Consider the following 25,140-nt stretch of genomic DNA (forward strand, 5'->3'; position numbering starts at 1 on the left):
CCGGTCAGGACCCGGGGGTCAGGGGCGCTGCGGTACCCGGCCGAGGGCGACCAGCAGCCGGCGCAGCAGCCCGGCCAGCTGCTCCCGGTCGCCGTTGGACAGGCCGGAGAGCAGCCGGCGCTCGGTCTCCAGGTGGTCGGGCAGCGCGGCGTCCAGGGCCGCGCGGCCGGCCTCGCTGAGCGTGACGACGACGGCCCGCCCGTCGGCCTCGCTGCGCTCGCGGGTGATCAGCCCCCGCTCCTCCAGCCGGTCCAGCCGCTGGGTGATCGCGCCCGAGGTCACCAGCGCGGTGCGCATGAGCGCCGTCGGGGTCAGCTGGTAGGGCGCGCCGGCCCGCCGCAGCGCCGCCAGCACGTCGAACGACGGCGCGTCCAGCCCGTGCCGGGCGAACGTGGCCCGCTGCGCCAGGTAGACCTCCCGCTGCAGCTGGCTGATCCGGCCGATGACGCCCATGGGGCTGCAGTCGAGGTCGGGCCGCTCCCGCGCCCACTGCTCGAGGATCAGGTCGACGGCGTCCTCGCCGGCGGGGTCCCTCACGCCGGGAGCGCCACGTCGGCCAGGTGCTCGGCGTAGCTCCGCGGCGGGCGGCCGAGCAGCGCGGTGAGCACGCGGGGGCTGCCGGCGAAGCCGTGCGACCGGTAGTGGTCGAACATCAGCCGCCGGCAGCGGCCGGCGTACGCGGCAGGCACCTCGCCGCGCGGGACGACGTCCTCCACGGTCACCTCACGCCCGAGGCGCTGGCCCATGAGCTCGGCCAGCCGCGGTGCGGGCAGCGGCTCCGGGCCGGCCGCCTCGAACGTGCCGCCGTCCAGGCCGTCCTCGGTGAGCAGCACGGCCGCGGCCTCGGCGACGTCGGCGAGGTCGACCAGCGACTGCCCGGTGCGCAGTCCCCACGGGCTGCGCAGCCGGCCGCTGCGGGCCACCTCCGGCAGCTGGTCGTCGAGGTTCTGCGCGTAGGCGCACGGCTGCAGCACCCGCCAGGCCAGCCCGGCCGCGTCGAGCGCCTCCTCGGCGCGGTCCTTGGCGGCGTGGTGGGGCATGGAGCGAACCTGCGGCCGCAGCACCGAGTGGTAGACGACGCGCGGGACGCCGGCCCGCCGCGCCTCGCCGAAGATCGCGGCGGCCCCCTCGGCCTCGTCGGGGTCGAAGTTCGGCCAGATCAGGTACAGCGCGCCGGCGCCGTCGAGCACGTCGGCCCACGGCATCGGCTGGGTCAGCTCGGCGACGACCACCTCGGCACCGAGCTCGGTCAGCTCCGGGCGGGGACCGCGCCGGGAGACGACCGCGCGCACCTGCTCGCCGCGTTTCCGCAGGGCCCGGACGACGGCGCTCCCCGTCTGCCCGCCCGCCGCCGTCACCACGATCACACCAGGTACCTCAACAGTGAGGAATCGCCGCCGTCAAGCACGGGGAGGTGTCGGAACGGAACTCAGCGCAGTCGCGCGCTCAACCGGACGGTGAAGCCGCCGGGCCCGGGCAGCAGGTCGACGGAGTCCCACAGCTTGCGGGCGAGCCACAGGCCCATCCCGCCGCGGCTGAGGTCGTCGCCGTGCGCCGGCTGGAAACCGGCCAGCGGGTCGGAGAAGGAGTGCCCGGCGTCGGTGATGGTGACCACCATCGACGTGCGGTCCGCCCAGATCCGCGCCGAGACGGGTCGGACGCCGTGCCGGAAGGCGTTGGCGGCCACCTCGCTGGTGGCCAGGTGGAGGTCCTCCCGCTGCTCGCGGTCGGGCACCCGGGCGGCCAGGACGGCGCCCATGGCGTGCCGCAGCTGCGCCAGCACCGGCGCGTCGTCGACGGCGAACACCGGCGGGGTGTCCTCGACCGGCTCCCGCGTCACCGGCAGCGACGCGACGAAGGTGAGCGGGTCCTGGTAGCCGGCGTTGACCGCCCACGAGTCGCCCCGGACCAGCTCCGGGTGGGTGCTGCGGGCGCTGTCGACGACCGAGGAGAGGAGCCGGCCGCGGTCGTAGACGCACAACGACGTGATCGGGGCGTCGCGCAGGATCCGGTTGCACACCGACTCGAACCGCTGCCCTTCCCGCCAGCCCGCCGGGTGGTCGCCGAAGTCGACCTCGGAGAAGACCCGCAGCCGACCCGACCCGCGCTCCGCCGCCCGCGTGAGCAGCCGGCGGGCCCGCCCGAGGACGTCGGGTGCCCGCGCACCGAGCAGGCCGAGGGCGGGGTCCTCGTGCACCAGGCGGTGGCGCTCGCCCAGCTCCGCGCAGAGCAGTTCCGCCGTCTCGGGCGGACAGGTCAGCGCGACCAGGTCTCCGGCCCGCAGCCCGGCGTCCAGGAACGGCAGCGCGGCGGCGAGCAGCTCGTCCCGGGTGTCGACGACCGCGGCGCCGTGGCGGAACCGCGCCGGGTCCGGTGACCCCGTGCGCGGACCCGGGAGGACGGACGGCGCCACGTGCTCGCCCACCGTGCTCTCCACCGGCCCGTCCTCTCGCTGGCCGGGGGGACCGGCCGACTGCCACGTCACTCTGCACTCCGCGGGACCGGGGTCCCGCCGGAGCGGGTCGCGCACACCGTCAGGCAGACGGGGGCGTCGCCCACTCGGCCACCTGTTCCCCCAGCCCGGCCAGAGCGAGTATGCGCGCCGGTGGCGTTCCGTGCTGCGTCTGCACGCCCAGTCGCACGTCCGCATCACCCGCGCGGGCGAGGAGCTGCAGGACCATCCCGATCCCGGCGCTGGCCAGGTACGTGGTGGACCGCAGGTCCAGGGTCGCCGACGATCCGCGGGGCAGGCCGGACAGGCAGTGGGCCAGTTCCGCGCCGAGCGGGCCGGCCGCGACCAGGTCCACCTCGCCGACGACCTCAAGGCGCGGCCCGCCGCGATCCTGGTGGACCACCAGGTGCGCGCCGCCGTCCCCCGCCGGCAGGGCGGCGCGCTGGGGGCGGACGCCGGGCGCCGCGGTACCCGGCGGCACGCGGAAGCGGACCGTGGTGCCGCCGCCGTCCGGCCCGCGGGCCACCTCGACGTCCGAGGCCAGCGCGGTGATCAGCTCCAGGCCACGGCCGCGGTGCCCGCGGTCCTCCGGCGGCGGGCGCCAGACCCCGTTGTCCCGCACCTCCACCAGCACGCCGCCGTCGAGGTCGCGGGCCACCCGGTACGCGCAGGCGCCGTCCCCCGCACCGACGCCGGCCCCCGTGTAGGCGTGCTCGACGGCGTTGGCCAGCGCCTCGCCCAGCGCGAGCTGCAGGTCGTCGACGGTCTCGTACGGCAGTCCGGCCGCCGCCGCCCACGCGGCGAGCTCGCGCCGCACGCCGGCCAGGCGGGCCGGGTCGGCCGGCAGCCGCTCGTCGAGCGGGGCGGGCAGCAGCCGGGCGGCGATGACCGCCACGTCGTCGGGCTGGTCGGCGTCGGCCAGCACCTCGGCCAGCAGCCGGTCGGTGAGCCGGACAGGGTCCGCACCCGCGTGCCGGGCCGCGGTGGACGCGACGCGGTCCAGCCCCTCGTCCAGCAGCTCGCCCCGCCGCTCCACCAGGCCGTCGGTGTAGAGCAGCAGGGTCGCGCCGACCGGGATGTCGACGCAGCCCTCGCTGTACGGTGGCCGCCCCGGAGCGCCGAGCACGGCCCCGGAGCCGGCCTGGTCGAGCAGCCGGGCGCCGTCCGGGGTCACCAGCAGTGGTGGCGGGTGACCGGCCCGCGCCCACCGGACCGTGCCGGTCTGGGCGTCGAGCACGAGGCAGGCCGCGGTCGAGGCGAGCGAGCCGGGCAGCCGGGCGGCGAAGCGGTCGAGCAGCTCCAGTGCGTCGGCGGGCCCGGCGCCCTGCAGCAAGGCTGCGGACAGCGCGCTGCGCAGCTGCCCCATGACCGCCGCGGCGGCCGGGCCCTGGCCGACGACGTCGCCGACGGCGATGGCCACCCGGTCGTCCTCCAGCTGGACGACGTCGTACCAGTCCCCGCCGGCCTGGCTGCCCTCGGCGCCCGGGATGTAGTGCGCCGCCAGCGCGAGCCTCCCGAGCCGGGGCAGCTGGGCCGGCAGCAGGCTCAGCTGCAGGGTCTCGGCGATGCCCTGCTCGGCCCGGTAGAGGCGGGCGCGGTCGAGGGCCTGCGCGCACTGCTCGGCGACGGCCAGCAGCATCGCGCGGTCGACGGCGGAGAACCGCCGCACCCTCGGCCAGGCGACCGAGAGGACGCCGACCACGCGCCCGGCGACGGTGAGCGGGAGGGCGACGATGGCGCCGAGCCCGTAGGCCCGGACCGCCTGCTCCAGGTCCGGGGGCAGCGCCGGCCGGTCCGAGGCGTCCTCGACCCACACCGGCCGGCGCTCGGTCACCGCCCGCGTCGCGGGGAGGGACAGCGACAGCGGGAGGGTGGTCCACAGCCGCTGCCCCTCCGGGCTGCCGCCGTCGATCGTGAGCGCGGCCAGCGCGCGGTGCGAGCGGTCGAACTCGTAGACCGCCACCCGGCTCTCCGGGCCGGTCAGCTGCCGGACGTGCCCGGCCGCGGCGACCGCCACCTCGACGGGCGTCGTCGCGGCCGACAGCTCGGCGGTGGCCCTCTGCAGGAGGGCCAGCCGCCGGGCCGCGCCGCGCTCCTCGGCCAGCAGCAGCGCGTTGTCGACGGCCAGCGCCGCGCGGGCGGCGACCTCCTCGAGCAGCGCACGGTCGTCGTCGGTGTACAGGGGCGCGTCCGCCCGACGCCCCAGTGCGAGGACGGCGAGCACCCGCCCGCGCACGGTCAGCGGGAGCGCGAGCACCGAGGCGACCGCCAGCGGCGGCGCGAGGGCCGGGTGGCCCGGGCCGAGGTCGGTCGCGCCCGCCAGCGTCGGGTGCACCACCGACCGGCCGGTCCTCAGCACCTCCGGCCCCACGCCGACGTCGGGGTCCAGCCCGGCCAGCGCCGCCTCCGTCCCCCCGTCCAGGCCGGCGATCCCGGCCCAGCGGAGCCGGCCGTCGTCCTCGACCAGGCGCACCGTGCACAGGTCGGCCAGCCGGCGCTCGACCAGCAGCCGGGCCAGCGCGCCGGTCTGGCCCTCGACCGTCGTCTCGCGGTCCAGTGCGGCGCCGACCTCGGCCAGCAGGGTCTGCCGGGCGGTCTCCCGGGTGCGGGCGTTGACGTCGGTGCAGCTGCCCACGTAGCCCGCGAAGGTCTCGCCGGCGCCGATGGGCGTGGCCCGCTCCAGCAGCCAGTGGTACGCGCCGTCGGTGCGGCGCAGCCGGAAGTCGACCTCCCAGCCGTCGCGGCGGGCGGTGGCGGCGGCCACCACCTCGGCGTAGCGCTCGCGGTCCTCCGGGTGGATCCCGTGCTCCCACCCGTGACCGAGCTCCTCGCCGATCGGCCGTCCGGTGAACTCCGACCAGCCGCGGTTGACGAACAGGCGGCGCAGCTCGGTGTCGGCCACCCAGATGAGCGCAGGGGCCAGGTCGGCGGTGGCGGTGAACCGCTCCTCGGCTGCCCGCCGCACCCGGCCCAGCTGCAGGTGGGCGCCCACCCGGGCCAGCAGCTCCTGCGCGGAGAACGGCTTGACCAGGTAGTCGTCGGCGCCGGCCGCCAGTCCTTCGACGGCTGCCTCCTCGCCGGCGCGGGCCGAGAGGAGGAGGACCGGGACGCGGGCGGTCCGGACGTCGGCGCGCAGGGCGGCCAGCAGCTCGACGCCGTCCAGCCCCGGCATCATCACGTCGCTGACCACGAGGTCCGGCGGGTCGGCGAGCGCGGCGTCCAGGGCCTGCCGGCCGTCGGCGACCGCCCGGACGTCGTACCGCGAGGCGAGCAGCCGGACGACGTAGCGGCGCATGTCGGCGTTGTCGTCGGCCACCAGCACCCGGCCCGCGCCGCTCCCGGGCGGGAGGGGGTCGGTCTCGGCCGGCCCGTCGGGGTCGCCGTCGGGCAGCCATCGCAGCGCCTCGGCGACGAACGGCACGGCGGCCGGCGAGATCCCGGTACCGGCGGCGGACGGGACCGCCTCGGCCAGCCGGTCGGCGGGCAGGTGCGCGGTGCCGAACGGCAGCGAGACGGTGAACGTCGTCCCGTTCCCGGGGGTGCTCTCCACATCGATGCTGCCGCCGTGCAGGCCGACGAGCTCGCGGACCATCGCCAGCCCGATGCCGCTGCCCTCGCCGGACCGCCCACGGGCGTGCGCGACCCGGTGGAAGCGCTCGAACAGGCGCGGCAGCTCCTCGGGCGGGATGCCCGTGCCGGTGTCACTCACCTGGAGCAGCGCCACGCCGCCGTCGCGCTCGAGGCGCACGGCGATGCCGCCGGTGAAGGTGAACTTCAGCGCGTTGGAGAGCAGGTTGAGGACGACCTTCTCCCACATCTCCCGGTCGATGTGCACCGGCTCGCCCAGCGGCGCGCAGTCGACGGTGAAGTCCAGGCCGGCGCGGGTGACCGCCGACCGGAAGACGCTGGCCAGCTCGGCCGTGGTGGCGGCGAGGTCGACCGGCTCGAAGCGGGCGTCGATCCGCCCGGCCTGGATGCGGGAGAAGTCCAGGAGGGTGTTGACCAGCTTCCCCAGCCGCAGCGCGTTGCGCTCGATGACCTCGAGCTCCTCGCGCACCCGGGGGTCGGCCCGGGCGACGGGGCTGGCCTGCAGCTCGGCGACCGGACCGGCGATCAGCGTCAGCGGGGTGCGGAACTCGTGGCTGACGTTGCTGAAGAAGTCGGTCTTGGCCCGGTCGAGCTCGGCCAGCGCCTCGGCGCGGCTGCGTTCGGCCTCGTAGCTGCCGGCGTTGAGCAGGCCGGAGCCGATCTGGTTGCCGACCAGCTCGATGAAGCCGCGGTAGGAGTCGTCGTAGCGCCGGTGCGGGCTGAGCCCGGCGACCAGGAACGCGGTCACCGGCCCCTCGTCCTGGGCCGAGGAGGCGATCGGGACGACGACGGCCTGCGTCGGCGGCCGTTGCCACGCCCCGGTGGGGAGGCCGGAGAAGCGGTCGGCGAGGTCCTCGACGAGGACCTGCTCGCCGGCGAGTACCCGGTCCAGCGGCCAGCCCTCGTCGCCCGGCTCGATCACCTCCGGAGCCGCGGCCGAGCCGGGCTCGACACCGGTCGCGCAGCCGAGCCGCGCCGTGCCGGACCCGTCGAACAGGTACGTGAGGCTGAACGGCAGGTCGGCGAGGTCCCGCCCGAGCTGCTCGCACACGGCGCCCAGCACGTCGGCCCGGGTGCGGGTGGTCGCGATGGCGGAGGCGAGGTCCCGGAGGGCGGCCATCCGGCGCTCGCCGACCACCCGCTCGGTGTTCTCCGTGACCACGCAGAGCATGCCCTGCGGCCGGCCGTCGGGATCGTCGATCGGGCTGTAGGAGAAGGTGTGGTAGGTCTCCTCCGGATAGCCGCTCCGCTCGAGGAAGAGCAGCAGGTCCTCGTCCCAGGTGGCGATCCCCGTGTCGAGCACGGACTGGATGCGCGGCCCGATGTCCTCCCAGATCTCCGACCACATCTCCCGGGCCGGCCGGCCCAGCGCCCACGGGTGCTTCGCCTGGAGGGTGTCGTGCTTGTAGGCGTCGTTGTAGAAGGTCGTCAGCTCCGGGCCGTAGGCGGCCCACATGGAGAACCGCGACGTCAGCACGATGCGGACGACGTTGCGCAACTCGGACGGCCACTGCTCGGGCGGGCCCAGCGGCGTCTGCGTCCAGTCGCGCTCGGCCATGGCGCGCCCGACCTCACCACCGTCGGCGAACAGCGTCCGCCCGGCGGCGTTCTCGGTCACCGCGGCATCACGAGGGGATGGTAGGTGGCGGCGCCGACGTCCCGCCGTCTCGGGGGCCGACCGCGGCCCGCCCGGCGAGGCGATCGAGCGTGGCCCGGTCGACGCCCGTGGCCGCCGCGACCTCGGCGTCGTCGAGGGCGCCGCAGTCCAGCCCGCGCAGCAGCACCGCGGCCAGCGCGCGGGCGGTGGCCGGCTCGTCGAGGACCCCGCCGTCCACTCCGTCCAGGTAGGCGGCCAGGCGGGCCGCGGCCGCCGGCAGCGCGGCCCGGAAGAAGGCGTACGTCGCCGCGTACCGGGTGACCAGTTGCGCCGGGTGCAGGTCCCAGCCCTGGTAGAGGCCGCGCTCCAGCGCACGGTGGACCAGCCCCGCGTGCCGCCGCCAGGCCGCGTGCACCTGCTCGCGCGGGCCCACCGGGAGCACGTTGGAGGAGCCGTCGACCGGGCGTGCCCCGGTGCCGGCGACGGCGACCTGCACCAGCTGCTTGGCGAGGTCGGCGGCCGGGGCGTCGGGGGCCTGGTGTGCCGCGGCGATGCCGAGGGCGGTGCTGTAGTCGTAGGTGCCGTGGTGCAGGCCGGTCAGCCGTCGGCCGGCCGCGTGCACCATCCGCACCGCGGTCACCGCGCCGTCGCGGCCGAGGACCGCCTGCGGGGTCTCGATCTGCAGTTCGAGATCGAGCGCGAGGCCGTGCGCGGCCTCGAGCGCGTCCAGGACCGGGAGGAAGGCGCGCACCTGCTCGACGTCGGTGACCTTGGGCAGCGTGACGGTCGCCCGTCCCGGACCTTCGGGGCTGGGAGTCCCGGGGGTGGCGTCGGCGAGGGTGGCGAGGAACAGGTCGAGGCTGCGGACGCCGCGCCGCCGGGTGGCCCCCTCCAGCGACTTGGCCCGGATCCCGACCGCCGGCGCCGCCGTCCCCGCGCGCAGGTCGGCGCCGAGAGCAGCGGCCGCTGCCCGCACGTCGCCGTCCTCCGCCTCCGGGGTGCCACGGTAGCCGTCCTCGGCGTCGACCCGCAGGTCCTCGACCGGTTCGCTGGCCAGCTTGGCGCGCACGCGCGGCAGCACCTGGTCGACCAGCGCCGGGTCCAGGCCGAGGTCGGGCAGGCCGTGCTCGTCGAGGGCGGCGAGGGCCGCCGTCCCCCAGGCCGCCGCCAGCCCCGGGACGACGGCGTCGGCGGGCACGTAGCAGGTGTGCACCGGCTGCCGGCCGGGCCGCTCGCCCGGGTAGGCGGCCGCGCGGGCCGCGTCGACCGGCGCGAGCCGGCGGTCCAGCTCGGCGTAGACGCCTTCCTCCAGCATCACTGCACGAGTGCGTAGGCCGGCAGCGTCAGGAAGTCGGGGAACTCGTCGGCCAGCGCGACCCGCTCGAACAGCCGCCGGGCGTCCTCCAACCGGTCGAGCTCGCCGATGCCGGCCACCTCCTCCTCCACCACCCGGCGCACCAGCTCCGCGGTGACCGTGTCGCCGGTGTCCAGGACGACGCCGTTGCGCACCCACTGCCACACCTGCGAGCGGCTGATCTCGGCGGTCGCGGCGTCCTCCATCAGCCCGTGGATGGCGACCGCGCCGTTGCCACCCAGCCAGGCGGCGAGGTAGCGGATCGCGATCTCCACGTTGGCCCGCAGTCCGGCCATCGTCCGCTCCCCCGGCACGCCGGGGACGTCGAGCAGCTGCTCCGCGGTGACCGCGACCTCCGGCCGCTGCCGGTCGAGCTGGTTGGGCCGGTCGCCCAGGACGGCGTCGAACGCCTCGCGGCAGACCGGCACCAGGTCGGGGTGGGCCACCCAGGAGCCGTCGAAACCGTCGCCGGCCTCGCGGGTCTTGTCCTCCCGCACCTTCGCCAGGGCGCGCTCGTTGGCCTCGGCGTCGCGCCGGCTGGGGATGGCCGCCGCCATGCCCCCGATCGCCATCGCCCCGCGCCGGTGGCAGACCGCGACCAGCTGCTCGGTGTAGGCGCGCATCATCGGCGCGGTCATCGTCACCGTCGACCGGTCGGGCAGCACGAACTGCGGGCCGGCGTCGCGGAAGACCTTGATCACGCTGAAGAGGTAGTCCCAGCGGCCGGCGTTGAGGCCCGCGGCGTGGCTGCCCAGCGCGTGCAGCATCTCCTCCATCTCGAACACGGCCGGGATGGTCTCGATGAGCATCGTGGCGCGGATCGAGCCGGCCGGGAGGTCGAGCGCCTGCTCGGCGGCGTCGAACACCCGCGCCCAGAGCCGCGCCTCGAGGTGGCCCTCCATCTTCGGCAGGTAGAGGTAGGGACCGCTGCCGCGGTCGAGCTGCTCGCGGGCGTTGTGGAACAGGTACAGCCCGGCGTCGACCAGCGCACCGACCGCCGGCGCGCCGTCCACCAGCAGGTGCCGCTCGGGGAGGTGCCAGCCGCGCGGGCGCGGCACGATCGTCGGCAGCTCGCCGTCCTCCCGCAGCCGGTACTCCCGGCCGTCGTCGGCGGTGTGCGACAGCGTCCGGCGGACGGCGTCGCGCAGCACCACCTGGCCGCCGACGACGTTGCCCCAGTGCGGGGTGTTGGCGTCCTCGAGGTCGGCCAGCCAGACCTGGGCGCCGCAGTTGAGCGCGTTGACCGCCATCTTCGGCTCGGTCGGGCCGGTGATCTCCACCCGCCGGTCGACCAGCCCGGGCGGCGGCGGGGGCACCCGCCAGTCGCCGTCCCGGACCTCGGCGGTCTCGGGGCGGAAGTCGAGCCGCCGGGTGGCGGCGATCTCCGCCCGCCGGGTGGCGCGGGCGGCCAGCGCCGCGTCGCGCTCGGCGCCGAAGCGGGCCTGCAGGGCGGCGACGAAGGCCAGCGCCTCGGGGGTGAGGACCTCCTCCCCCCGCTCGACGTCCGGCCCGTCCACGCGCACGTCCACCATGGCCGCACCCTGCCACGTCCGCGCCGGTGCGCAGGACGTCGCTCTCCGCGGAAACCGTCGCGGGGTGCTGGCATCCTCCCCGGCATGGCCGCCCTCGACGACCTCAACGCCGGGCCGCCCGACCGCGCCGTCGCGGCGCTGCGGGCCTGCAACGCCGCGCCGCGGTTCGCCGCCGAGCTGGTCGCCGGCCGCCCCTATCCCGACGGCGACACGCTCGTCGCCCGCGCTGAGCAGGTGGCGCGCGGGCTGCCGTGGGCGGAGGTCGAGGTCGCCCTGGCCGCGCACCCGAGGATCGGCGACCGGCCGGAGGGCTCCTCCCCCGAGGCCGCGGCCTCCCGGCGGGAGCAGGCCTCGGTGGGCGGGGCGGACGACGCGACGCGGGCCGCCCTCGCCGACGGCAACCGGGCGTACGAGGAGCGCTTCGGCCGCGTCTTCCTCGTCCGCGCGGCCGGCCGCTCGCCGGAGGAGATGCTCGCCGAGCTGCACCGGCGGCTGGGCAACGACGAGGAGACCGAGCGGGCCGAGGTGACCGAGCAGCTGGCGCAGATCACCGCGCTGCGGGTGCGGGGGCTCGTCGGAGACGCGAGGGCGACGGGCGAGCGAGCATCGCAGCGAGCGCCGGCGAGCGAGGAGCGGAACGAGTCCGGAGCGGAGCCGATGGCATGAGCGTGTCGACGCACGTGCTGGACTCGGTGCTCGGCCGGCCGGCCATGGGGGTCGCCGTCCGGCTGGTCGTCGGGGAGGAGCTGGTCGCCGAGGGGGTGACCGACGCCGACGGCCGCTGCCGGCTGGTCGAGGCCGCGACCGGCCCGGGCACGCACCGGCTGGTCTTCGCCACCGGCCCGTGGTTCGCCGAGCAGGGCCGGGACACCTTCTACCCCGAGGTGGTGCTCACCTTCGCCGTCCGCGAGCCCGGGGAGCACCACCACGTGCCGCTGCTCCTGGCGCCGTTCGCCTACTCGACGTACCGCGGCAGCTGACCGGACGAGCCGTGGCCGAGATCGAGCTGATCGGGGTCCCGTTCGACGGGTACGGGCGGCCGGGCAACGAGGCGCTGGCCGCGGAGGCGCTGCGCGGAGCGGGGCCGGCCGCCGCCTTCGCCGGCCACTCGGTGCACGACGCCGTGTCCGCGGCGCGCTGGAGGTCCCCGGCTGCAGCGGGTTCAGCGTGGCCATCTACGACCCGGACAGGATCCCGACGGCACGGGCACGCAGCAGGTCGTGCGGCTCGCGGAGCAGCTCGCCGCCGTCGTGCGGTGACCCGACGTTCCACGTGCAACAGTCGCGCATGGCGATCCGGCTCGGGCCCAACCAGTACGGCAAGGCGGAGGTCCGCGTGGTCGCGGTGGATCGCAGCCGGCCGCAGCACACCCTCGTCGACCTGAACGTCACCACCACCCTGCGCGGCGACTTCGCCGCCGCGCACACCGAGGGCGACAACGCGCACGTGCTGCCGACCGACACCCAGAAGAACACCGTCTTCGCGTTCGCCCGCGACGGCGTGGGCGCGGTCGAGTCGTTCGGCCTCCGGCTGGCCCGCCACTTCGCCGCCGCACAGCCCTGGATCAGCGGCGCCCGGGTGGCGGTCGACGCGCACGGCTGGGCCCGGATCGCCGTGGACGGGCAGCCGCACGGGCACGCCTTCCGGCGCGACGGCGGTGAGGTGCGGACGGCGGTGGTCACCGTGGACGGCGCCGACGTGCACGTCCTCGCCGGGCTGCGCGACCTCGTCGTCCTCAAGACCACCGGCTCGGAGTTCCGGGGCTTCCCCCGCGACCGGTACACGACGCTGGCCGAGACGAGCGACCGGATCCTGGCGACGGCGGTGACCGCCCGCTGGCGCTACACGTCCGCCGACCTGGACTTCGACGAGGTGTTCGCCGGCGTCCGGACGACGCTGCTGGAGGCCTTCGCGGCCACCCACTCCCTCGCCCTGCAGCAGACCCTGTACGCGATGGGCGCGGCAGTGCTGGAGCGGCACCGCGAGGTCGCCGAGGTGCGGATGTCGATGCCGAACCGGCACCACTTCCTGCAGGACCTCTCGGCGTTCGGGCTGGACAACCCCGACGTCGTCTACCACGCCGACGACCGCCCCTACGGGCTCATCGAGGGCACCGTCCTGCGCGACGACGTCCCCCCGGCCGAGGCGGCCTGGCTGGGCACCCCCGGCTCCTGCTGATGGCGACGCCGTCCCGGTTCGACTGGTTCGCCGACTGGGCGGCCAGCCACGTGCTGCTGACGCTGACGGCGGTGCGCGGACCCGGGATCGAGGAGCTGCTGACCGCGCTGGACGCCAGCGAGGTGGACCGGGGCGCGTGCACCCACCGGGAGGCCATGGACCTGGACCTGCCCGCCGTCCGGGTCGGCACCGCGCAGGGCTGGACGTACGCCGTCGAGCTCTCGTCGGTCCGGGGCGGCGACCCCGCCGTCCTCCAGCGACTGACCGCCGGGGGCGGCGAGGCCGTGACGGCCTGTCTCACCGCGACGGTGCAGGGCCTGCACCACGCGCGGGACGGCGAGTACGTGGTCGGCTTCGACCTCGTCCTTCCGTCGTTCCGGTGGGGCCGCGAGCCGCACTCCCTCGACCGGGAGATGGCGGCCGCCGGCCTGCTCGACGAGGACGGCCCGCGGCCGGTCGCCGCCTGCGCGGACATCCTGGAGCGGGCGTTCGGCCTCACCGTCACCCGGGACGTGCTGGAGCGCCGGCTGCTGTGCGCGACGCTGGGTGGGTGACGGCGGTCAGGACGGCCCGGCGCCCTCCACGCTGATGCCGCCGAAGAGCACGTCGGCGTGGATCCGCAGGTCGGCGCCGCGCTCGTCCTCGGTCCGGACGGCCCCTTCACCCTGGCCGAGGCCGATGCCGCCGACCCCGCGGAAGGCCCACCAGACCCGCCAGCCGGCCGGCACGAGCACGGTCAGGCCGCCCATGAACGCGCGCACGGTGAGGTCGATGCCGCCGGGCACCCGGGGGAGGGCGGTGAGGTCCACCTCGCCGCCGCCCATCACGAGGTCGAAGCGCAGCCGGGACAGCTCCGGGTTGACCGGCCGCAGGTCCACCCCGCCGAGCGCAACGACCCGCCGGATGCCGGCGGTGCTCTCGTCGCCCTCGTCCTTGCGGCGGGCCACCAGCCGGCCGGTGACGGCCAGCACCGCCTGGAACGCCCACCAGGCGAGCAGCCAGGGCAGCGCCCTGCGGACGGCGGGCGGCAGGGGGCGCGAGGACCTCATGCCCCCCAGCCTGCCCGGCCGCCCGGGGCGCTGCCCAGGGGGACCGCCGTGCCTGCGACCATCGCGGGGTGAGCGAGCGCGAGACGCTGACCTACGAGCTGTTCGGCACCGCGGCCCGCGAGCTGGCCGAGCAGGTCGCGGCGGACGGCTACGAACCCGACCTGATCCTCTCCATCGCGCGCGGCGGGCTCTTCCTCGGCGGCGCGCTGGGCTACGCCCTCGACGTCAAGAACCTGTTCGTGATGAACGTCGAGTTCTACACCGGCGTCGACCAGCGCCTGGAGCTGCCGGTCGTGCTGCCGCCCACCCTGGACGTCGTCGACCTGACCGGGGCGAACGTGCTGGTCGCGGACGACGTCGCCGACACGGGCAAGACGCTGGAGCTGGTCCGCGACTTCTGCGCCGGCTACGTCGCCGAGGTGCGGACGGCGGTGGTCTACGAGAAGCCGCAGTCGGCGGTGCGCTGCGACTACGTGTGGCGGCGGACCGACCGCTGGATCGACTTCCCGTGGTCGGCCCAGCCGCCGGTGCACCGCCGCAGCCCCCCGAAGGCGTAGGAAGCTCTTCCCACGTCCGGGTGCGCCTGACATGGGTATTGCTTCCTTTGCCTCGTCCGGCGATGCCTCTCAGTACCGGAAGCGGCCGACCGAGGAGCTCAGCGCGGCGGCCATGCGGGCCACCTCGTCCATCGCCGTCCGGGCGTCGGTCATCGCCCGGGTGGTGGCGCCCGCGGCCCCGGCGACGGCGGTGATGTTCTCGGCGATCTGACCGGCCGACATCGCCGCCTCGGCCACGTTGCGGTTCATCTCCGTGGTGGTCGCCGTCTGCTCCTCGACGGCGGCGGCGATGGTCCCCTGCGAGTCGTTGATGAGCGCGATGATCTGCGAGATCTCCCCGATGGCGCGGACCGCACCGCCGGTGTCGGCCTGGATCGCCTCGACCCGGGCGGTGATGTCCTGGGTGGCCTTGGCGGTCTCCTGGGCCAGCTCCTTGACCTCGTTGGCCACGACGGCGAAGCCCTTGCCGGCCTCCCCCGCGCGGGCCGCCTCGATCGTGGCGTTGAGCGCCAGCAGGTTGGTCTGCTCGGCGATCGCGGTGATCACCTTGACCACCCCGGCGATCTCGAGTGAGGAGTCGCCCAGCTTGGCGACGGTGGCGGTCGTCGCGTCGGCGACCGAGACCGCCTGGGAGGCCACCCGGGCCACCTCGCTGGCGTTCTGGGCGATCTCGCGGATCGAGGCGCCCATCTGCTCGGAGCCGGCCGCCACGGTCTGCACGTTGACCGAGACCTGGCCCGCGGCGTCCGCGACCACCCCGCTCTGCGCGGAGGACTCGTCGGCCAGCCGGGTCATGTCCTGGGCGGTCGCGGAGAGCTCCTCGGTGGCCGAGGCGAGCGTCGTCGACGTGTCGCCGATGATGGTGAGGACGGCGCGCAGGTGACCCATCGACGCCTCCAGCGCGGCGGCCATCTGCCCGACCTCGTCGCGGCTGTCGACACCGGTCGAGCCCCGCAGGTCGCCCTCGGCCAGGCCGGCCAGGACCGCGCCCACCCGGCGCAGCGGCCGCACCACCGAGCGGGTGACCACCAGCCCCAGCGCGGCCAGGGCCAGCACGCCCGCCACCGCGACGACCAGCGCGAGCGTGATCGCGGTGGACCGCTGGTCGGCGCTGTGCTCGGCAGCGGCGGTCGCCCGGTCGCCCACGGCCGCACCGACGGCGGGCAGCTCCTCCTCGAGGACGGCGAACGCCTCGGCGAAGCGGGGGTAGGCGAGCCGGGCCGCGACCGGGTCGGCCCCGGCGAGGGTGACGATCTGGTCGGCCGAGGCCAGGTAGTCCTCCACCGCGGGTGTCACCTCGGCGACGCCGGCGGCGACCTCGTCGCCCAGGCCGGCCTCGGCGACGCCGGCGAGCACCTCGCGGAAGGTGGCCGAGTGGTCTGCGAGGTCGGCGGCGGCGGCGCGGGACTCCGGACCCGTGGCCAGCAGCGCCTGCAGCACGTCACCGCGGACGGCGTCGTGCATCATGTCGGCCTCCAGGGCCAGGCCGGTGGCCGACGTGGTGACCAGCAGCTCGTCGGTGCGCTCACCCGTTCCGTTGAGGGCCTGCACCGTGATGACGGCGAAGACGGCGAGGACGACGGCGGCGGCCGCGACGAGGGCCGCCAGCTTCACGCCGAGGGGACGGTCGGACCAGAGGTTGCGCGCCATCGAGGCACTCCCGCGTCACGAGGTGGTCGGCGCGGGGGTGCGCGCCGTTGACCCCTCATCGGCACGATGTTGGAGTGACTACAGCGGAACTCCTTCGACGTTCATGGGCTTCCTCGTCTCGTTACCGGCGCCCGGCTCAGGCGACGAGCCGGTAGAAGCGGAAGAAGTCGTTGTCGATCGGCAGCACCTCGACGCCGGAGAACCCCGCGGCGCGCGCGTACCCCTCCAGGGTGGCCGGCCGCATGACCGTGCCCGTGCCGACCGACGGCCGGGTGGAGCGCCCGTCGGGGAGGCAGCAGGTGAGGCTGTAGCCGTACATGAGCCGCTCGACGTCGTCCCCGGGGGCGGTGAACCGCTCGGCCACGCGCTCGTCGACGACCAGCACCGTGCCGTCCGGGCGCACCATCCGCCGCATGGCGGTCAGCACGGCGGCCGGGTCGGGCAGGTCGTGGACGCACTCGAAGGCGGCCACCAGCGCGTACCGGCCCGCCGCGTCCGTCAGCGCGCCGACGTCGGCCACCTCGAAGCGGACCGGGTCGGCGACCCCCGCCTGCTCGGCGTTGCGGCGGGCTCCTCGACCGAGGGGACGTCGAGGTCGTACCCGTCGACCTCGACCTGGGGGTACGCGCGGGCGATGCCGATCGAGGACCACCCCATCCCGCACCCGACGTCGGGGACCCGGCCACCGGCGGCCAGGGCGTCGGCCAGTCCGGGGACGCGGGGGAGGTCGTCGGTGGCCATGGGGCCGAGGAAGTAGGGGCGGTTGGCCGCGGCCTGCGCGTCGCGCGCGTCGCCCATCTCGGCCCAGCCGAGGCCGCCCCCGGTGCGGTAGGCCTCCACCACCCGGGGCACGTTGCGGGCGAAGGCCAGCGCGACGCGGGCGAACGGCGGCATGTAGGAGAGGTCGAGCTCGTCGACCAGGACGCCGCGGTGCTCGGGGGGCAGGGTGTAGCGCCGGGCGTCGGGCGCGGCGGCGACGTCGTCCACGGTCAGGTAGCCGGCCACGGCCTGCTGCTCCAGCCACTCCCGGGCGTAGCGCGGGTCGGTGCCGGTGCGCCCGGCCAGCTCCGGCGGGGTGGCCGGGGCGTCGGCGAGCGCGCGGTACCAGCCCAGCTCGCTGCCGAGGTGCACCGCGGCGAGCTCGAGCGCGCCGATCACCGAACCGAGGATGCGGTCGGCCAGCGGAGCGGCGGCAGGGGTCGTCCCGGTGGTCGTCATGCCAGGTCAGCGTGGCGGGGGCCGGCGCACCCGGACAGGGACCTCCGGCCCTCAGCGCCGGGTGGAGACGGTGACGGTGAAGCGCCGGTCGGACGCGGCCACCCGCGTGGGGCCGACCAGCCGGCGCAGCGCGGCCTTGTGCGGCAGCTGGTTGTTGTAGACCGTCCACAGCTCCCCGCCCGGGCGCAGCACCCTGGCGGCGGCGGCGAACAGCGGGTCCGCGGCGCCGGTGACGACGGCCGCGCCGAGGTGGAACGGCGGGTTGCAGACGACGAGGTCGACGCTGCCGTCGGCGACGGTGGACGCCGCGTCGTCCCGGGCCACCCGCACCCGGTCGGCCACGCCGTTGGCCGCCGCCGTCGCCGCCGCGGAGGCGACGGCGGCGGCGGACTGGTCACTGGCCAGCACGGTCAGGCCCGGACGGGCCCGGGCCAGCGCGGTGGCGAGGACGCCGGTGCCGCAGCCGAGGTCCAGCGCGGTGCCGGCGTCCGGAGCCGCCTGCGGGAGGGCAGCCAGCAGCGCGCGGGTGCCGACGTCGACCCGCGTGCCGGCGAACGCGGCGCCGTGCGCGCAGACGGTGAGCCCGAGGTCGGCGTGCGTCTGCCGGCGCGGGAAGGACGGCCGGACGCCGGGCAGGGGCGCCCGCGCGACCAGCACGCGGGACTTCTGCCGGGCCAGCGTCGCGTGCACCTCGGCGAACCCGGCGCCCAGCACGTCGTTCATCGCCAGGGTCATGTGCTTGACCCGGCCGCCGACGAGGACGGTGACGTCGGGAGCCGCGGACGCCGCCGCGAGCTCGGTGAGCTCCCGCAGGGCGTCCAGACCCTTCGGCGCCTTGGCCAGCACGAGCCGCGCGCCGTCGAACAGCTCCGCGGTCAGTGGCAGCGACCGGTGGCCGCCGGTCAGGCAGGTGCGCGCGGCGTTGCGGGCCAGCGCCAGCTCGCCGACCAGCAGATCCTGGCCGACCCGCACGTCCTGCGCGCCGGCCGCGACCGCGCCGAGGGTGAGCGCCCCGTACGCGTCGTCGACCACGACCACCTCGCCGGGGCCGGCCGTTGCAAGCGCACCGGCGGCCTCGTCGAGCAGCAGCCGGTCGGTCGCGTCGACCGCGACGAGCTCCGGCGCCTCGACGTCCGGCTCCCGCCGCAGCTGCCCGAACAGCTCCTCGCGAGGCATAGGAAGCAATACACCCGTCCTGGGTCGCGACACGTGGGTAGAGCTTCCTATGCCTGGAGGGTTCAGACGCCGGGGAGGCCGACGGGGCAGGAGACGCCCGTCGAGTGCACCGGGCAGTAACCGTTGGGGACCCTGTAGAGGTACTGCTGGTGGTAGTCCTCGGCGTAGTAGAACTCGCCCAGCGGGGCGATCTCGGTGGTGATCTCGCTGAAGCCGGCCGCGGTCAGCCGCTCCTGGAACGCCTCGCGGCTGGCCCGCGCGACGGCCTCCTGTTGCGGGTCGGCGTAGTAGATCGCCGAGCGGTACTGGGTGCCGATGTCGTTGCCCTGCCGCATGCCCTGGGTGGGGTCGTGGTCCTCCCAGAACACCTTGAGCAGCTGCTCGTAGGAGATGACCGCGGGGTCGAAGACGACGAGCACGGCCTCGGTGTGACCGGTCCGCGCCGAGCAGACCTCCTCGTACGTCGGGTTGGGCGTGAAGCCGCCGGCATAGCCGGCCGCGGTCGAGTAGACGCCGGGGGTCTGCCAGAAGACCTTCTCCACGCCCCAGAAGCAGCCCGCGCCGAGGACGGCGGTCTGCAGCCCCTCGGGGAAGGGCGGCTGGATGCGGTTGCCGTTGACCGCGTGCACCTCGGGGATGTTGGGGAGCGGGTCGGGGCGGCCCGGCAGGGCCTCCTCCGGAGTGACCGGCTGGGTCTTGAACCGGGAGAACAGCATGTCCCGAGCGTAGGCCGGACCGGCGCGTCGGTCGTGCGTCACGTCCCGACGCCGGTTCGCCCCGGCCGGCAGCGGGCAGGAGGAGCGGCATGTGGCTCTTCCTCACCCGCCGGCTGCGCACCTGGCTGATCCTCACCGTCCTCGTCCCGCTCGCGACCGGGCTGGTCCGCCGCGTCGGGCGCACGCTCGAGCGCCGGACCGGCTCGACGCAGCTGACCCGGGCCCTCTACCGGGTCGGCGACCTGGGCGACCGCGCCCGCGCGACGCTCCGCGGCGGGCGCCGGCGGCGGTGACGTCGTCGGGCAGCGCCCCCGCGCTGGAGCACGAGCCGGCCCCCGTCCCGACCCGGGCGGTGGCCGTCTTCTGCCACGGCGGCACCGTCGCCAGCGTCGATCCGCCGCGGGAGCGCGCGCTGTCGCTGCTGCGGATGCGGGCGATCGAGCAGTTCGTCCGCGCCGCGGGGGCCGGCCACGGGCTGGACACCTACCTCCTGCGCTACCGGGTGGCGGGGTGGAACGGCGTGGCGGCCGACGCCTTCGCCGACGTCCGCTGGACGCTCGCGCAGCTCCGGGACCGGCACGGCGACGACGTCCCGGTCGTGCTGGTCGGGCACTCCATGGGCGGCCGCGCCGTCCTGCGCGCCGGCGGGGACGCCTCGGTGCGCGCGGTCTGCGCCCTGGCCCCGTGGACGCCGCCCGGCGAGCCGGTCGAGCACCTGCGCGGCCGCACCGTGGCGCTCCTGCACGGCCGCGGTGACCGGTGGGTGCCGGCCACGCTGTCGGCCGACTTCGCCGTCCGGGCGGCGCGGGCGGACGTCCGCGTCGCCCGGTTCACCATCGCCGGCGGGCACAGCATGGTCCGGCGGGCGCCGACCTGGCACGCCTTCGTGCGGGACGTCGTCCTCGCCGGGTCCGGCCTCGCACCGTGGCGGGCGGACCTGCGGGCGGCCCTGGACCACCGGGAGCTCGCCGTGCCCCTGTGACCGGGTGCAGGATGCCCGGTCGTGCCCCCCGTCCCCTCCCGCGTCGCCGCGCTCGGCGACGAGCTCGTCCGCATCCACGACTCCCTGCGCAGCGACCTGCGTCGACTCCAGGACGCCGTCGCCGACGGAACGCCGTCCGGCCGCCCGCTCGCCGTCCACTGCCTGGCCTTCTGCGGCGCGCTGACCCGCCACCACACCGGTGAGGACGCCGGCGCCTTCCCCGCGCTGGCCGAACGGTTCCCCGACCTGCGGCCGCTGCTGGAGAAGATGGCACAGGACCACGACCTGATCTCCGGCATCGTGGCGCGGGTGGAGGAGATCGCGGCGTCCGGCGACGCCGCCCTGGCCGGGGAGCTCGACGGGCTCGCGGCGATCATGGAGTCGCACTTCTCCTTCGAGGAGCGCCGGATCCGTGACGCGCTGGACCGCCTCGACGGCTCGGCCGCCGACCTCCTCGGCGCGTGATGCGGAGTCGACCGGTGCCGGTTTCCGTCGTGTCGGGGCTCACGAGAACAGCGCGCTGTAGCCGTTGAGCGCGGGCTGCCCGCCGAGGTGGGCGTAGAGCACGGTGGACGACGGGTCGATCTCGCCGCGCCCCACCAGGTCGACGACCGCGGCCATCGACTTCCCCTCGTACACCGGGTCGGTGACCATGCCCTCGGTCCGCGCCGCCAGCTCCATCGCGCGGATGGTCGCCTGGTCGGGGATGCCGTAGGTGCCGCCGTGGTAGCGCTCGTCCAGCTCGACGTCGTCGGCGGTCAGCCCCCGCCGCAGGCTCACGAGGTGCCCGGTGCGCTGGGCGATGCGCAGCACCTGGTCGCGGGTCTCGGCCGGCTTGGCGGAGGCGTCGATGCCGAGGACCCGCCGCGGCCGCGCCCCGTCCTCCTCGAGCTTGGCGAAGCCGGCGACCATGCCCGCCTGGGTGGACCCGGTCACCGAGCAGACGACGACGGTGTCGAAGAAGACGCCGAGCTCGGCCTCCTGCGCCGCGACCTCCTCCGCCCAGTCGGCGAAGCCCAGCCCGCCGAGCGGGTGGTCCGACGCCCCCGCCGGGATGGCGTACGGCTTGCCCCCGCGCTCCCCGATGTCGGCGAGCGCCGCCTCCCAGCTCTCCTTGAACCCGATGCCGAACCCCGCCTTGACCAGCCGGACGTCGGCGCCGGCCAGCCGGCTGATGAGGATGTTGCCGACCTTGTCGTAGACCGAGTCGGGCCAGTCCACCCAGCTCTCCTGCACGAGCACGCACTTCAGGCCCACCCGAGCGGCGACGGCGGCGACCTGGCGGGTGTGGTTGCTCTGCACGCCGCCGATGCTCACCAGCGTGTCGCAGCCCTGGGCGAGGGCGTCGGCGACCAGGTACTCGAGCTTGCGGGTCTTGTTGCCGCCGAACGCGATGCCGGAGTTCACGTCCTCCCGCTTCGCCCAGACCGCGGCGCCCCCGAGGTGCTCGGTGAGCCGGTCGAGCCGGTGCACCGGGGAGGGCCCGAACAGCAGCGGGTAGCGGGGCAGGTCAGTGAGTGCCATCGGGGGTCTCCTCGTCGGTCAGCTCGGACAGCAGCGCCGTCCAGATCTCGGTGGTGGTGGCGACGGCGGCGTCGACGTCGGAGCGCGCGCAGGCGGTGATCAGCCGGTCGTGGAGGACGACGGACTCCCGGCCGTGCGCGGTGGCGAAGCGCTGCCGCTCCAGCCGCCGGATCGCCGGGGTGAGGCGGTCGACGGTCGCGGTGAGCGCGGTGTTGCCGCACCGGCGCAGCAGCACGCCGTGCAGGTCGTCGTCGGCGGCCAGGGCGGCGTCGACGTCTCCGGCAGCGACCGCCGCGGCGAAGCGCTCGTTGGCCCCGGTCATGGCGGCGACGTCGTCGGGGGTGACGGCCGGGACCGCCTCCCGGGTGGCCAGCTCGTGCATCGCGCGGACGACGGCGGCGGCGTCGCGCACGTCCCGCACGCGCAGCGGGGTGACCCGGGTGTGGCTCTGCGGCTTGGCCTCGACCAGGCCCTCGTCGGCCAGCCGGGCGAGCGCGGCCCGCACCGGCGCCACCGACAGCCCGAGCCGGCCGGCCAGCTCGGCGTCCTTCACCACGGCACCGGGAGCGAGCTCTCCGGCCACGATCGCGTCCCGGATGCGGGCCAGGGCGACGTCGCGCAGCAGCACCCGGTCGACCGGAACAAGTCCCACGACTGACATCTCAGATGTCAGCGTCTCGTCCGTCAACCCCTCACGCGACTTTCCGCGCCGGAAGTCCCGGACTTCCGGCGCCGAAAGTCCGGGGTGTTGCGGTTGGTGGCAGGGCAGGACGTCGTCCCGGGGCCCCGGCGTGCCTACCGTCCGCGTCGTGAGCCTGGACTGGAGCACCGACCCGGCCGACGCCGTCCGCCACTTCGCGCACCGGCTGGCCGTGGAGACCGACGTCAGCGACGTGCACGCGGCCCTGGAGTCGGGCGATCCCGGCTTCGTGCTGCTCGACAGCCGCAGCCGGGAGGCGTGGGAGCAGGGGCACGTGCCGGGCGCCGTCCACCTCCCGGGGCGGGAGATCGCTGCCCGCGCGCCGGCCGAGCTGGACCGGTCCGTCCCGGTCGTCACCTACTGCTGGGGCCCCGGCTGCAACGGCGCGACCCGGGCCGCGCTCGCGCTGGCCCTGCTGGGCCACCGGGTGCGGGAGATGATCGGCGGCTTCGAGTACTGGGCGCGGGAGGGGCTGCCCGTCGCGACGGCGGACGGCGTCTCCCGCCCGGCCGTGGACCCGCTCACCGCACCGGCCGGCGCCCGCTGCGACTGCTGATCTCGTCCGGTCAGCCGTAGACGGTGTCGCCCTCCCGCCAGGGCCGGAGGCGCTGCCCGCCCGTGGTCAGCTCGTCGGGGATGACGGCCCCTCGTGACCGACCGCCTGCGTCAGACCGGGACGGAGACCCCGACGCCGCCGCGGGTGTGCGCGCCGTAGCGGGCGATCTCGCGGTCGAGGTCCAGCGGGGCGGTCATCTCCGCACCCTCCATGATCCCGGGGGTGATGAACTCGGCCGGGAGCAGCCAGGACACCTCGAACTCCAGGCCGTCCGGGTCGTGCGCGTACAGGGCCTTGGTGGTCACGTGGTCCGACATCCCGACCAGCGCGCCGGCGCGGGCCAGCGCGTCGCGGATGCGGGCCAGCTCGGCGAGCGTGTCCACCTCCCAGGCCAGGTGGTAGAGACCCACGGTGCGGCGGCCGGCCTCGGAGGCCCCAGCGCCGGCGCCGATCTGGAACAGCCCCAGGTCGTGGTCGTTGGTGGACCCCTCCGCCTGCAGGAACACCGCGGCGCCGGGGATCTCCATCTTCACGCGGAAGCCCAGCACGTCCCGGTAGAACGCGTGGCTGCGGTCGACGTCCCGGACGTAGAGGACGGCGTGGTTGAGGCGCTGGACCGGCATGGCGTGCTCCTGCTCGACGGGTGACCGCCCCAGTGTGCACCGCCGTTGCTTGATCGTTCAAGTATTGGACCGTGTTCCCGGGGTACCGGCCCATCGTGGACGCCTCGGCTGCGGACGTCGTCGTCCGGGTGCCGGCGGAGCTGTCGTTCCTGTTCCGCCCCCGGGACCGCCGCGCCCGGGAGCGCCGGCTGGCGTTCGACCCGGACGCCACGGTCGCACACGTCGTCCGGGCCGCCGGGGTGCCGCCGACCGAGGTCGGCGGGCTGCGGCTGGACGGCCTCCCCGTGGCGCCGGACGCGCGCACCCGCCCCCGGAGCGTCGTCGAGGTGACCCCGGCGGATCGGCCGCAGCCGGTGCCCTCCGGCGGCTTCCTGCTCGACGTCGGGCTGGGTGCGCTGGCCCGCCGGCTGCGGCTGCTCGGCCTGGACGCCGCGTGGTCCAACTCTGCCGAGGACGCCGAGCTCGCCGCGCGGGCCGCGGCCGAGGACCGCGTGCTGCTCACCCAGGACCGCGGCCTGCTCATGCGCCGCGGGGTGCGGGGCGCGCTGGTGCGCGGGAGCCGCCCCGACGAGCAGCTCGCCGACGTCCTCGACCGGTTCTCCCCGCCGCTGGCGCCGCTGAGCCGCTGCACGGCGTGCGGCGCCGGACTCGTGCCGGTGCCCAAGGCGGAGGTCGCCGACCGCGTGCCGCCGGGCACCCGCCGCACCATCGAGGAGTTCGCCCGCTGCCCGGCCTGCGGCGGGATCTACTGGCGCGGCGCGCACGCCCGCCGGATCGACGCCATGGTGGACGCCGCGACGCACAGGTGAGCCTCCCCCCTGCGAGGCCGCCGTGTACCCGTCGAAGACCGAGGCCGCCGCGGGAGGGGCGGCGGTTTCCGCGGAAACCGACGGGAGGGCGGCGCGGGGAACGGACGGACGGCGAGGGGCTACGCTGGGCCGTACAACCGAACACACACAGCAGGGGAGCGCTTCGGCGCTGAGAGTGCGGGGCACCGCAGACCCTCGAACCTGATCCGGGTCATGCCGGCGCAGGGAGCCTGGAGGAACACATGGCCGAGCAGGCCGTCCGTCCGTCGTCCGCCGAGCACCACACCGGCCGCTGGCGGACCGTCGACATCGTCGTCACCGCCGTCCTGGGCGTCGCCTTCGGCATCGTCTTCTGGGCCTGGGGGTTGCTGTGGGCGGCCCTCGACGCCGCCTTCACCGCGTTCCCGCCTGGTCAGGCGGTCATGTACGGCGTCTGGCTGGTGCCCGCCGTCCTGGCGCCGCTCGTCGTCCGCAAGCCGGGCGCCGCGCTGTTCGCCGAGCTGATCGCGGCCGTCGTCTCGGCGCTGCTCGGCTCGGCGTGGGGCACGCTCGTGCTGGTCTACGGCCTGCTCCAGGGGCTGGCCGGCGAGCTGGGCTTCGCCGCCTTCCGCTACCGCCGGTTCGGCTGGCCGCAGGCGCTGCTGGCCGCCCTGTGCGCCGGCGCCATGGCCGCGGTGCTCGACATCGTGAACTACTACCCCGACTGGACCGGCGGCTGGAAGAGCACCTACCTGCTGCTGGTCGTGGTGAGCACGACGCTCGTCGCGGGCATCGGCGGCATGGCGCTCACCCGCGCCCTGGCGGCCAGCGGCGCGCTGTCGTCGTTCGCCGCCGGCCGGTCCCGGGTCTGACCACGGGCGGGGCGCCGGCCGCCCGCGT

Annotated in this window: 26 protein-coding genes and 1 riboswitch; of the genes, 11 read left to right on the top strand and 15 right to left on the bottom strand. The window is 75.9% G+C overall.

Annotation, left to right across the window (positions count from 1 at the left end; translation table 11 throughout):
• Positions 1-18: 18 nt before the first annotated feature.
• The 6 genes from MY526_RS13125 to aceB all read right to left on the bottom strand — a co-directional run bounded on the left by MY526_RS13125 (position 19) and on the right by aceB (position 10,523).
• Complete coding sequence (locus MY526_RS13125; protein ID WP_436692180.1) at positions 19-537, bottom strand: MarR family winged helix-turn-helix transcriptional regulator; 519 nt, start codon at positions 535-537, stop codon at positions 19-21.
• Entirely contained in the window at positions 534-1,367 is an 834-nt protein-coding gene (locus tag MY526_RS13130) for an SDR family oxidoreductase (RefSeq protein ID WP_436692181.1), read from the bottom strand. Before MY526_RS13130 ends, MY526_RS13125 begins: the two co-directional genes overlap by 4 nt.
• Positions 1,368-1,429: 62 nt before the next feature.
• Positions 1,430-2,437: an anti-sigma factor RsbA family regulatory protein gene (locus MY526_RS13135; RefSeq protein WP_436692182.1), complete on the bottom strand. Its 1,008-nt coding sequence runs from the start codon at positions 2,435-2,437 to the stop codon at positions 1,430-1,432.
• A gap of 97 nt (positions 2,438-2,534) precedes the next feature.
• Positions 2,535-7,658, bottom strand: coding sequence for a SpoIIE family protein phosphatase (locus MY526_RS13140; RefSeq protein WP_436704051.1), 5,124 nt, complete (start codon positions 7,656-7,658; stop codon positions 2,535-2,537).
• Between the two features lie 7 nt (positions 7,659-7,665).
• On the bottom strand, positions 7,666-8,952 hold the full coding sequence (locus MY526_RS13145) for a DUF6986 family protein (protein WP_436692234.1): 1,287 nt from the start codon (positions 8,950-8,952) through the stop codon (positions 7,666-7,668).
• A complete protein-coding gene (aceB, locus tag MY526_RS13150; RefSeq protein ID WP_436704052.1) occupies positions 8,952-10,523 on the bottom strand; it encodes a malate synthase A in 1,572 nt (523 codons plus the stop codon). The genes MY526_RS13145 and aceB overlap by 1 nt, the downstream gene beginning before the upstream one ends.
• A gap of 84 nt (positions 10,524-10,607) precedes the next feature.
• On the opposite strand from aceB, the gene uraD reads away from it, so the two are divergent.
• From uraD to MY526_RS13170, 4 genes are all read left to right on the top strand, one after another.
• Positions 10,608-11,189 (top strand): 2-oxo-4-hydroxy-4-carboxy-5-ureidoimidazoline decarboxylase, encoded by a 582-nt coding sequence (uraD, locus tag MY526_RS13155; RefSeq protein WP_436692185.1) that lies wholly within the window; start codon positions 10,608-10,610, stop codon positions 11,187-11,189.
• Entirely contained in the window at positions 11,186-11,503 is a 318-nt protein-coding gene (gene uraH / locus MY526_RS13160; RefSeq protein ID WP_436692186.1) for a hydroxyisourate hydrolase, read from the top strand. The genes uraD and uraH overlap by 4 nt, the downstream gene beginning before the upstream one ends.
• Before the next feature lie 307 nt (positions 11,504-11,810).
• Positions 11,811-12,701 (top strand): factor-independent urate hydroxylase, encoded by an 891-nt coding sequence (gene pucL, locus MY526_RS13165; RefSeq protein ID WP_436692187.1) that lies wholly within the window; start codon positions 11,811-11,813, stop codon positions 12,699-12,701.
• On the top strand, positions 12,701-13,255 hold the full coding sequence (locus tag MY526_RS13170; RefSeq protein ID WP_436692188.1) for a DUF6461 domain-containing protein: 555 nt from the start codon (positions 12,701-12,703) through the stop codon (positions 13,253-13,255). The genes pucL and MY526_RS13170 overlap by 1 nt, the downstream gene beginning before the upstream one ends.
• Before the next feature lie 6 nt (positions 13,256-13,261).
• Here MY526_RS13170 and MY526_RS13175 read toward each other — a convergent pair whose 3' ends face one another.
• On the bottom strand, positions 13,262-13,750 hold the full coding sequence (locus tag MY526_RS13175; protein WP_436692189.1) for a hypothetical protein: 489 nt from the start codon (positions 13,748-13,750) through the stop codon (positions 13,262-13,264).
• Positions 13,751-13,818: 68 nt separating this feature from the next.
• On the opposite strand from MY526_RS13175, the gene MY526_RS13180 reads away from it, so the two are divergent.
• Entirely contained in the window at positions 13,819-14,307 is a 489-nt protein-coding gene (locus MY526_RS13180; protein WP_436692190.1) for a phosphoribosyltransferase, read from the top strand.
• A 69-nt stretch (positions 14,308-14,376) separates the two neighbouring features.
• Here MY526_RS13180 and MY526_RS13185 read toward each other — a convergent pair whose 3' ends face one another.
• The 5 genes from MY526_RS13185 to msrA form a co-directional block, all read right to left on the bottom strand.
• A complete protein-coding gene (locus MY526_RS13185) occupies positions 14,377-15,957 on the bottom strand; it encodes a methyl-accepting chemotaxis protein (RefSeq protein WP_436692191.1) in 1,581 nt (526 codons plus the stop codon).
• A 136-nt stretch (positions 15,958-16,093) separates the two neighbouring features.
• Positions 16,094-16,477, bottom strand: a complete 384-nt coding sequence (locus tag MY526_RS13190; RefSeq protein ID WP_436692192.1) for a methyltransferase domain-containing protein — start codon at positions 16,475-16,477, stop codon at positions 16,094-16,096.
• Entirely contained in the window at positions 16,456-17,175 is a 720-nt protein-coding gene (locus MY526_RS13195) for a hypothetical protein (protein ID WP_436692193.1), read from the bottom strand. Before MY526_RS13195 ends, MY526_RS13190 begins: the two co-directional genes overlap by 22 nt.
• 51 nt (positions 17,176-17,226) lie before the next feature.
• Complete coding sequence (locus tag MY526_RS13200; protein ID WP_436692194.1) at positions 17,227-18,351, bottom strand: class I SAM-dependent methyltransferase; 1,125 nt, start codon at positions 18,349-18,351, stop codon at positions 17,227-17,229.
• A gap of 62 nt (positions 18,352-18,413) precedes the next feature.
• Entirely contained in the window at positions 18,414-19,067 is a 654-nt protein-coding gene (gene msrA, locus MY526_RS13205; protein WP_436704053.1) for a peptide-methionine (S)-S-oxide reductase MsrA, read from the bottom strand.
• An 89-nt stretch (positions 19,068-19,156) separates the two neighbouring features.
• On the opposite strand from msrA, the gene MY526_RS13210 reads away from it, so the two are divergent.
• The 3 genes from MY526_RS13210 to MY526_RS13220 are packed head-to-tail and all read left to right on the top strand — an operon-like array spanning position 19,157 to position 20,514.
• On the top strand, positions 19,157-19,360 hold the full coding sequence (locus tag MY526_RS13210; protein ID WP_436692196.1) for a hypothetical protein: 204 nt from the start codon (positions 19,157-19,159) through the stop codon (positions 19,358-19,360).
• Positions 19,357-20,049: an alpha/beta fold hydrolase gene (locus tag MY526_RS13215; protein WP_436692197.1), complete on the top strand. Its 693-nt coding sequence runs from the start codon at positions 19,357-19,359 to the stop codon at positions 20,047-20,049. The genes MY526_RS13210 and MY526_RS13215 overlap by 4 nt, the downstream gene beginning before the upstream one ends.
• Positions 20,050-20,070: 21 nt before the next feature.
• Positions 20,071-20,514: a hemerythrin domain-containing protein gene (locus MY526_RS13220; RefSeq protein ID WP_436692198.1), complete on the top strand. Its 444-nt coding sequence runs from the start codon at positions 20,071-20,073 to the stop codon at positions 20,512-20,514.
• A gap of 39 nt (positions 20,515-20,553) precedes the next feature.
• Here MY526_RS13220 and MY526_RS13225 read toward each other — a convergent pair whose 3' ends face one another.
• A complete protein-coding gene (locus tag MY526_RS13225) occupies positions 20,554-21,573 on the bottom strand; it encodes a 1-aminocyclopropane-1-carboxylate deaminase (RefSeq protein ID WP_436692199.1) in 1,020 nt (339 codons plus the stop codon).
• Entirely contained in the window at positions 21,560-22,225 is a 666-nt protein-coding gene (locus MY526_RS13230) for a GntR family transcriptional regulator (protein ID WP_436692200.1), read from the bottom strand. The genes MY526_RS13225 and MY526_RS13230 overlap by 14 nt, the downstream gene beginning before the upstream one ends.
• A gap of 157 nt (positions 22,226-22,382) precedes the next feature.
• Between MY526_RS13230 and MY526_RS13235 the strand changes: the two genes are divergently transcribed.
• Entirely contained in the window at positions 22,383-22,829 is a 447-nt protein-coding gene (locus tag MY526_RS13235; RefSeq protein ID WP_436692201.1) for a rhodanese-like domain-containing protein, read from the top strand.
• A gap of 110 nt (positions 22,830-22,939) precedes the next feature.
• Here the strand turns inward: MY526_RS13235 and MY526_RS13240 are convergent, their stop codons facing one another.
• A complete protein-coding gene (locus MY526_RS13240; protein WP_436692202.1) occupies positions 22,940-23,452 on the bottom strand; it encodes a VOC family protein in 513 nt (170 codons plus the stop codon).
• A 95-nt stretch (positions 23,453-23,547) separates the two neighbouring features.
• Here MY526_RS13240 and MY526_RS13245 point away from each other — a divergent pair, with 95 nt between their 5' ends.
• Both MY526_RS13245 and MY526_RS13250 read left to right on the top strand, forming a co-directional pair.
• Complete coding sequence (locus MY526_RS13245) at positions 23,548-24,261, top strand: Mut7-C RNAse domain-containing protein (protein ID WP_436704054.1); 714 nt, start codon at positions 23,548-23,550, stop codon at positions 24,259-24,261.
• Between the two features lie 142 nt (positions 24,262-24,403).
• Positions 24,404-24,507: riboswitch (TPP riboswitch) on the top strand.
• Entirely contained in the window at positions 24,504-25,112 is a 609-nt protein-coding gene (locus tag MY526_RS13250) for an ECF transporter S component (protein ID WP_436692204.1), read from the top strand. It overlaps the preceding riboswitch by 4 nt.
• The last annotated feature ends 28 nt before the right edge of the window (positions 25,113-25,140 follow it).

The sequence above is a fragment of the Geodermatophilus sp. CPCC 205761 genome (assembly GCF_051383655.1).
GTDB lineage: Bacteria > Actinomycetota > Actinomycetes > Mycobacteriales > Geodermatophilaceae > Geodermatophilus.

Bases quoted from the DNA above. Each gene is read 5' to 3' on its own strand.
- msrA (WP_436704053.1), bottom strand. From the start codon at position 19,067: ATGCTGTTCTCCCGGTTCAAGACCCAGCCGGTCACTCCGGAGGAGGCC.
- MY526_RS13185 (WP_436692191.1), bottom strand. From the start codon at position 15,957: ATGGCGCGCAACCTCTGGTCCGACCGTCCCCTCGGCGTGAAGCTGGCG.
- aceB (WP_436704052.1), bottom strand. From the start codon at position 10,523: ATGGTGGACGTGCGCGTGGACGGGCCGGACGTCGAGCGGGGGGAGGAG.
- MY526_RS13250 (WP_436692204.1), top strand. From the start codon at position 24,504: ATGGCCGAGCAGGCCGTCCGTCCGTCGTCCGCCGAGCACCACACCGGC.
- MY526_RS13145 (WP_436692234.1), bottom strand. From the start codon at position 8,952: ATGCTGGAGGAAGGCGTCTACGCCGAGCTGGACCGCCGGCTCGCGCCG.
- MY526_RS13175 (WP_436692189.1), bottom strand. From the start codon at position 13,750: ATGAGGTCCTCGCGCCCCCTGCCGCCCGCCGTCCGCAGGGCGCTGCCC.
- MY526_RS13240 (WP_436692202.1), bottom strand. From the start codon at position 23,452: ATGCCGGTCCAGCGCCTCAACCACGCCGTCCTCTACGTCCGGGACGTC.
- MY526_RS13200 (WP_436692194.1), bottom strand. From the start codon at position 18,351: ATGCCTCGCGAGGAGCTGTTCGGGCAGCTGCGGCGGGAGCCGGACGTC.
- uraD (WP_436692185.1), top strand. From the start codon at position 10,608: ATGGCCGCCCTCGACGACCTCAACGCCGGGCCGCCCGACCGCGCCGTC.
- MY526_RS13210 (WP_436692196.1), top strand. From the start codon at position 19,157: ATGTGGCTCTTCCTCACCCGCCGGCTGCGCACCTGGCTGATCCTCACC.
- uraH (WP_436692186.1), top strand. From the start codon at position 11,186: ATGAGCGTGTCGACGCACGTGCTGGACTCGGTGCTCGGCCGGCCGGCC.
- MY526_RS13170 (WP_436692188.1), top strand. From the start codon at position 12,701: ATGGCGACGCCGTCCCGGTTCGACTGGTTCGCCGACTGGGCGGCCAGC.
- MY526_RS13195 (WP_436692193.1), bottom strand. From the start codon at position 17,175: ATGACGACCACCGGGACGACCCCTGCCGCCGCTCCGCTGGCCGACCGC.
- pucL (WP_436692187.1), top strand. From the start codon at position 11,811: ATGGCGATCCGGCTCGGGCCCAACCAGTACGGCAAGGCGGAGGTCCGC.
- MY526_RS13225 (WP_436692199.1), bottom strand. From the start codon at position 21,573: ATGGCACTCACTGACCTGCCCCGCTACCCGCTGCTGTTCGGGCCCTCC.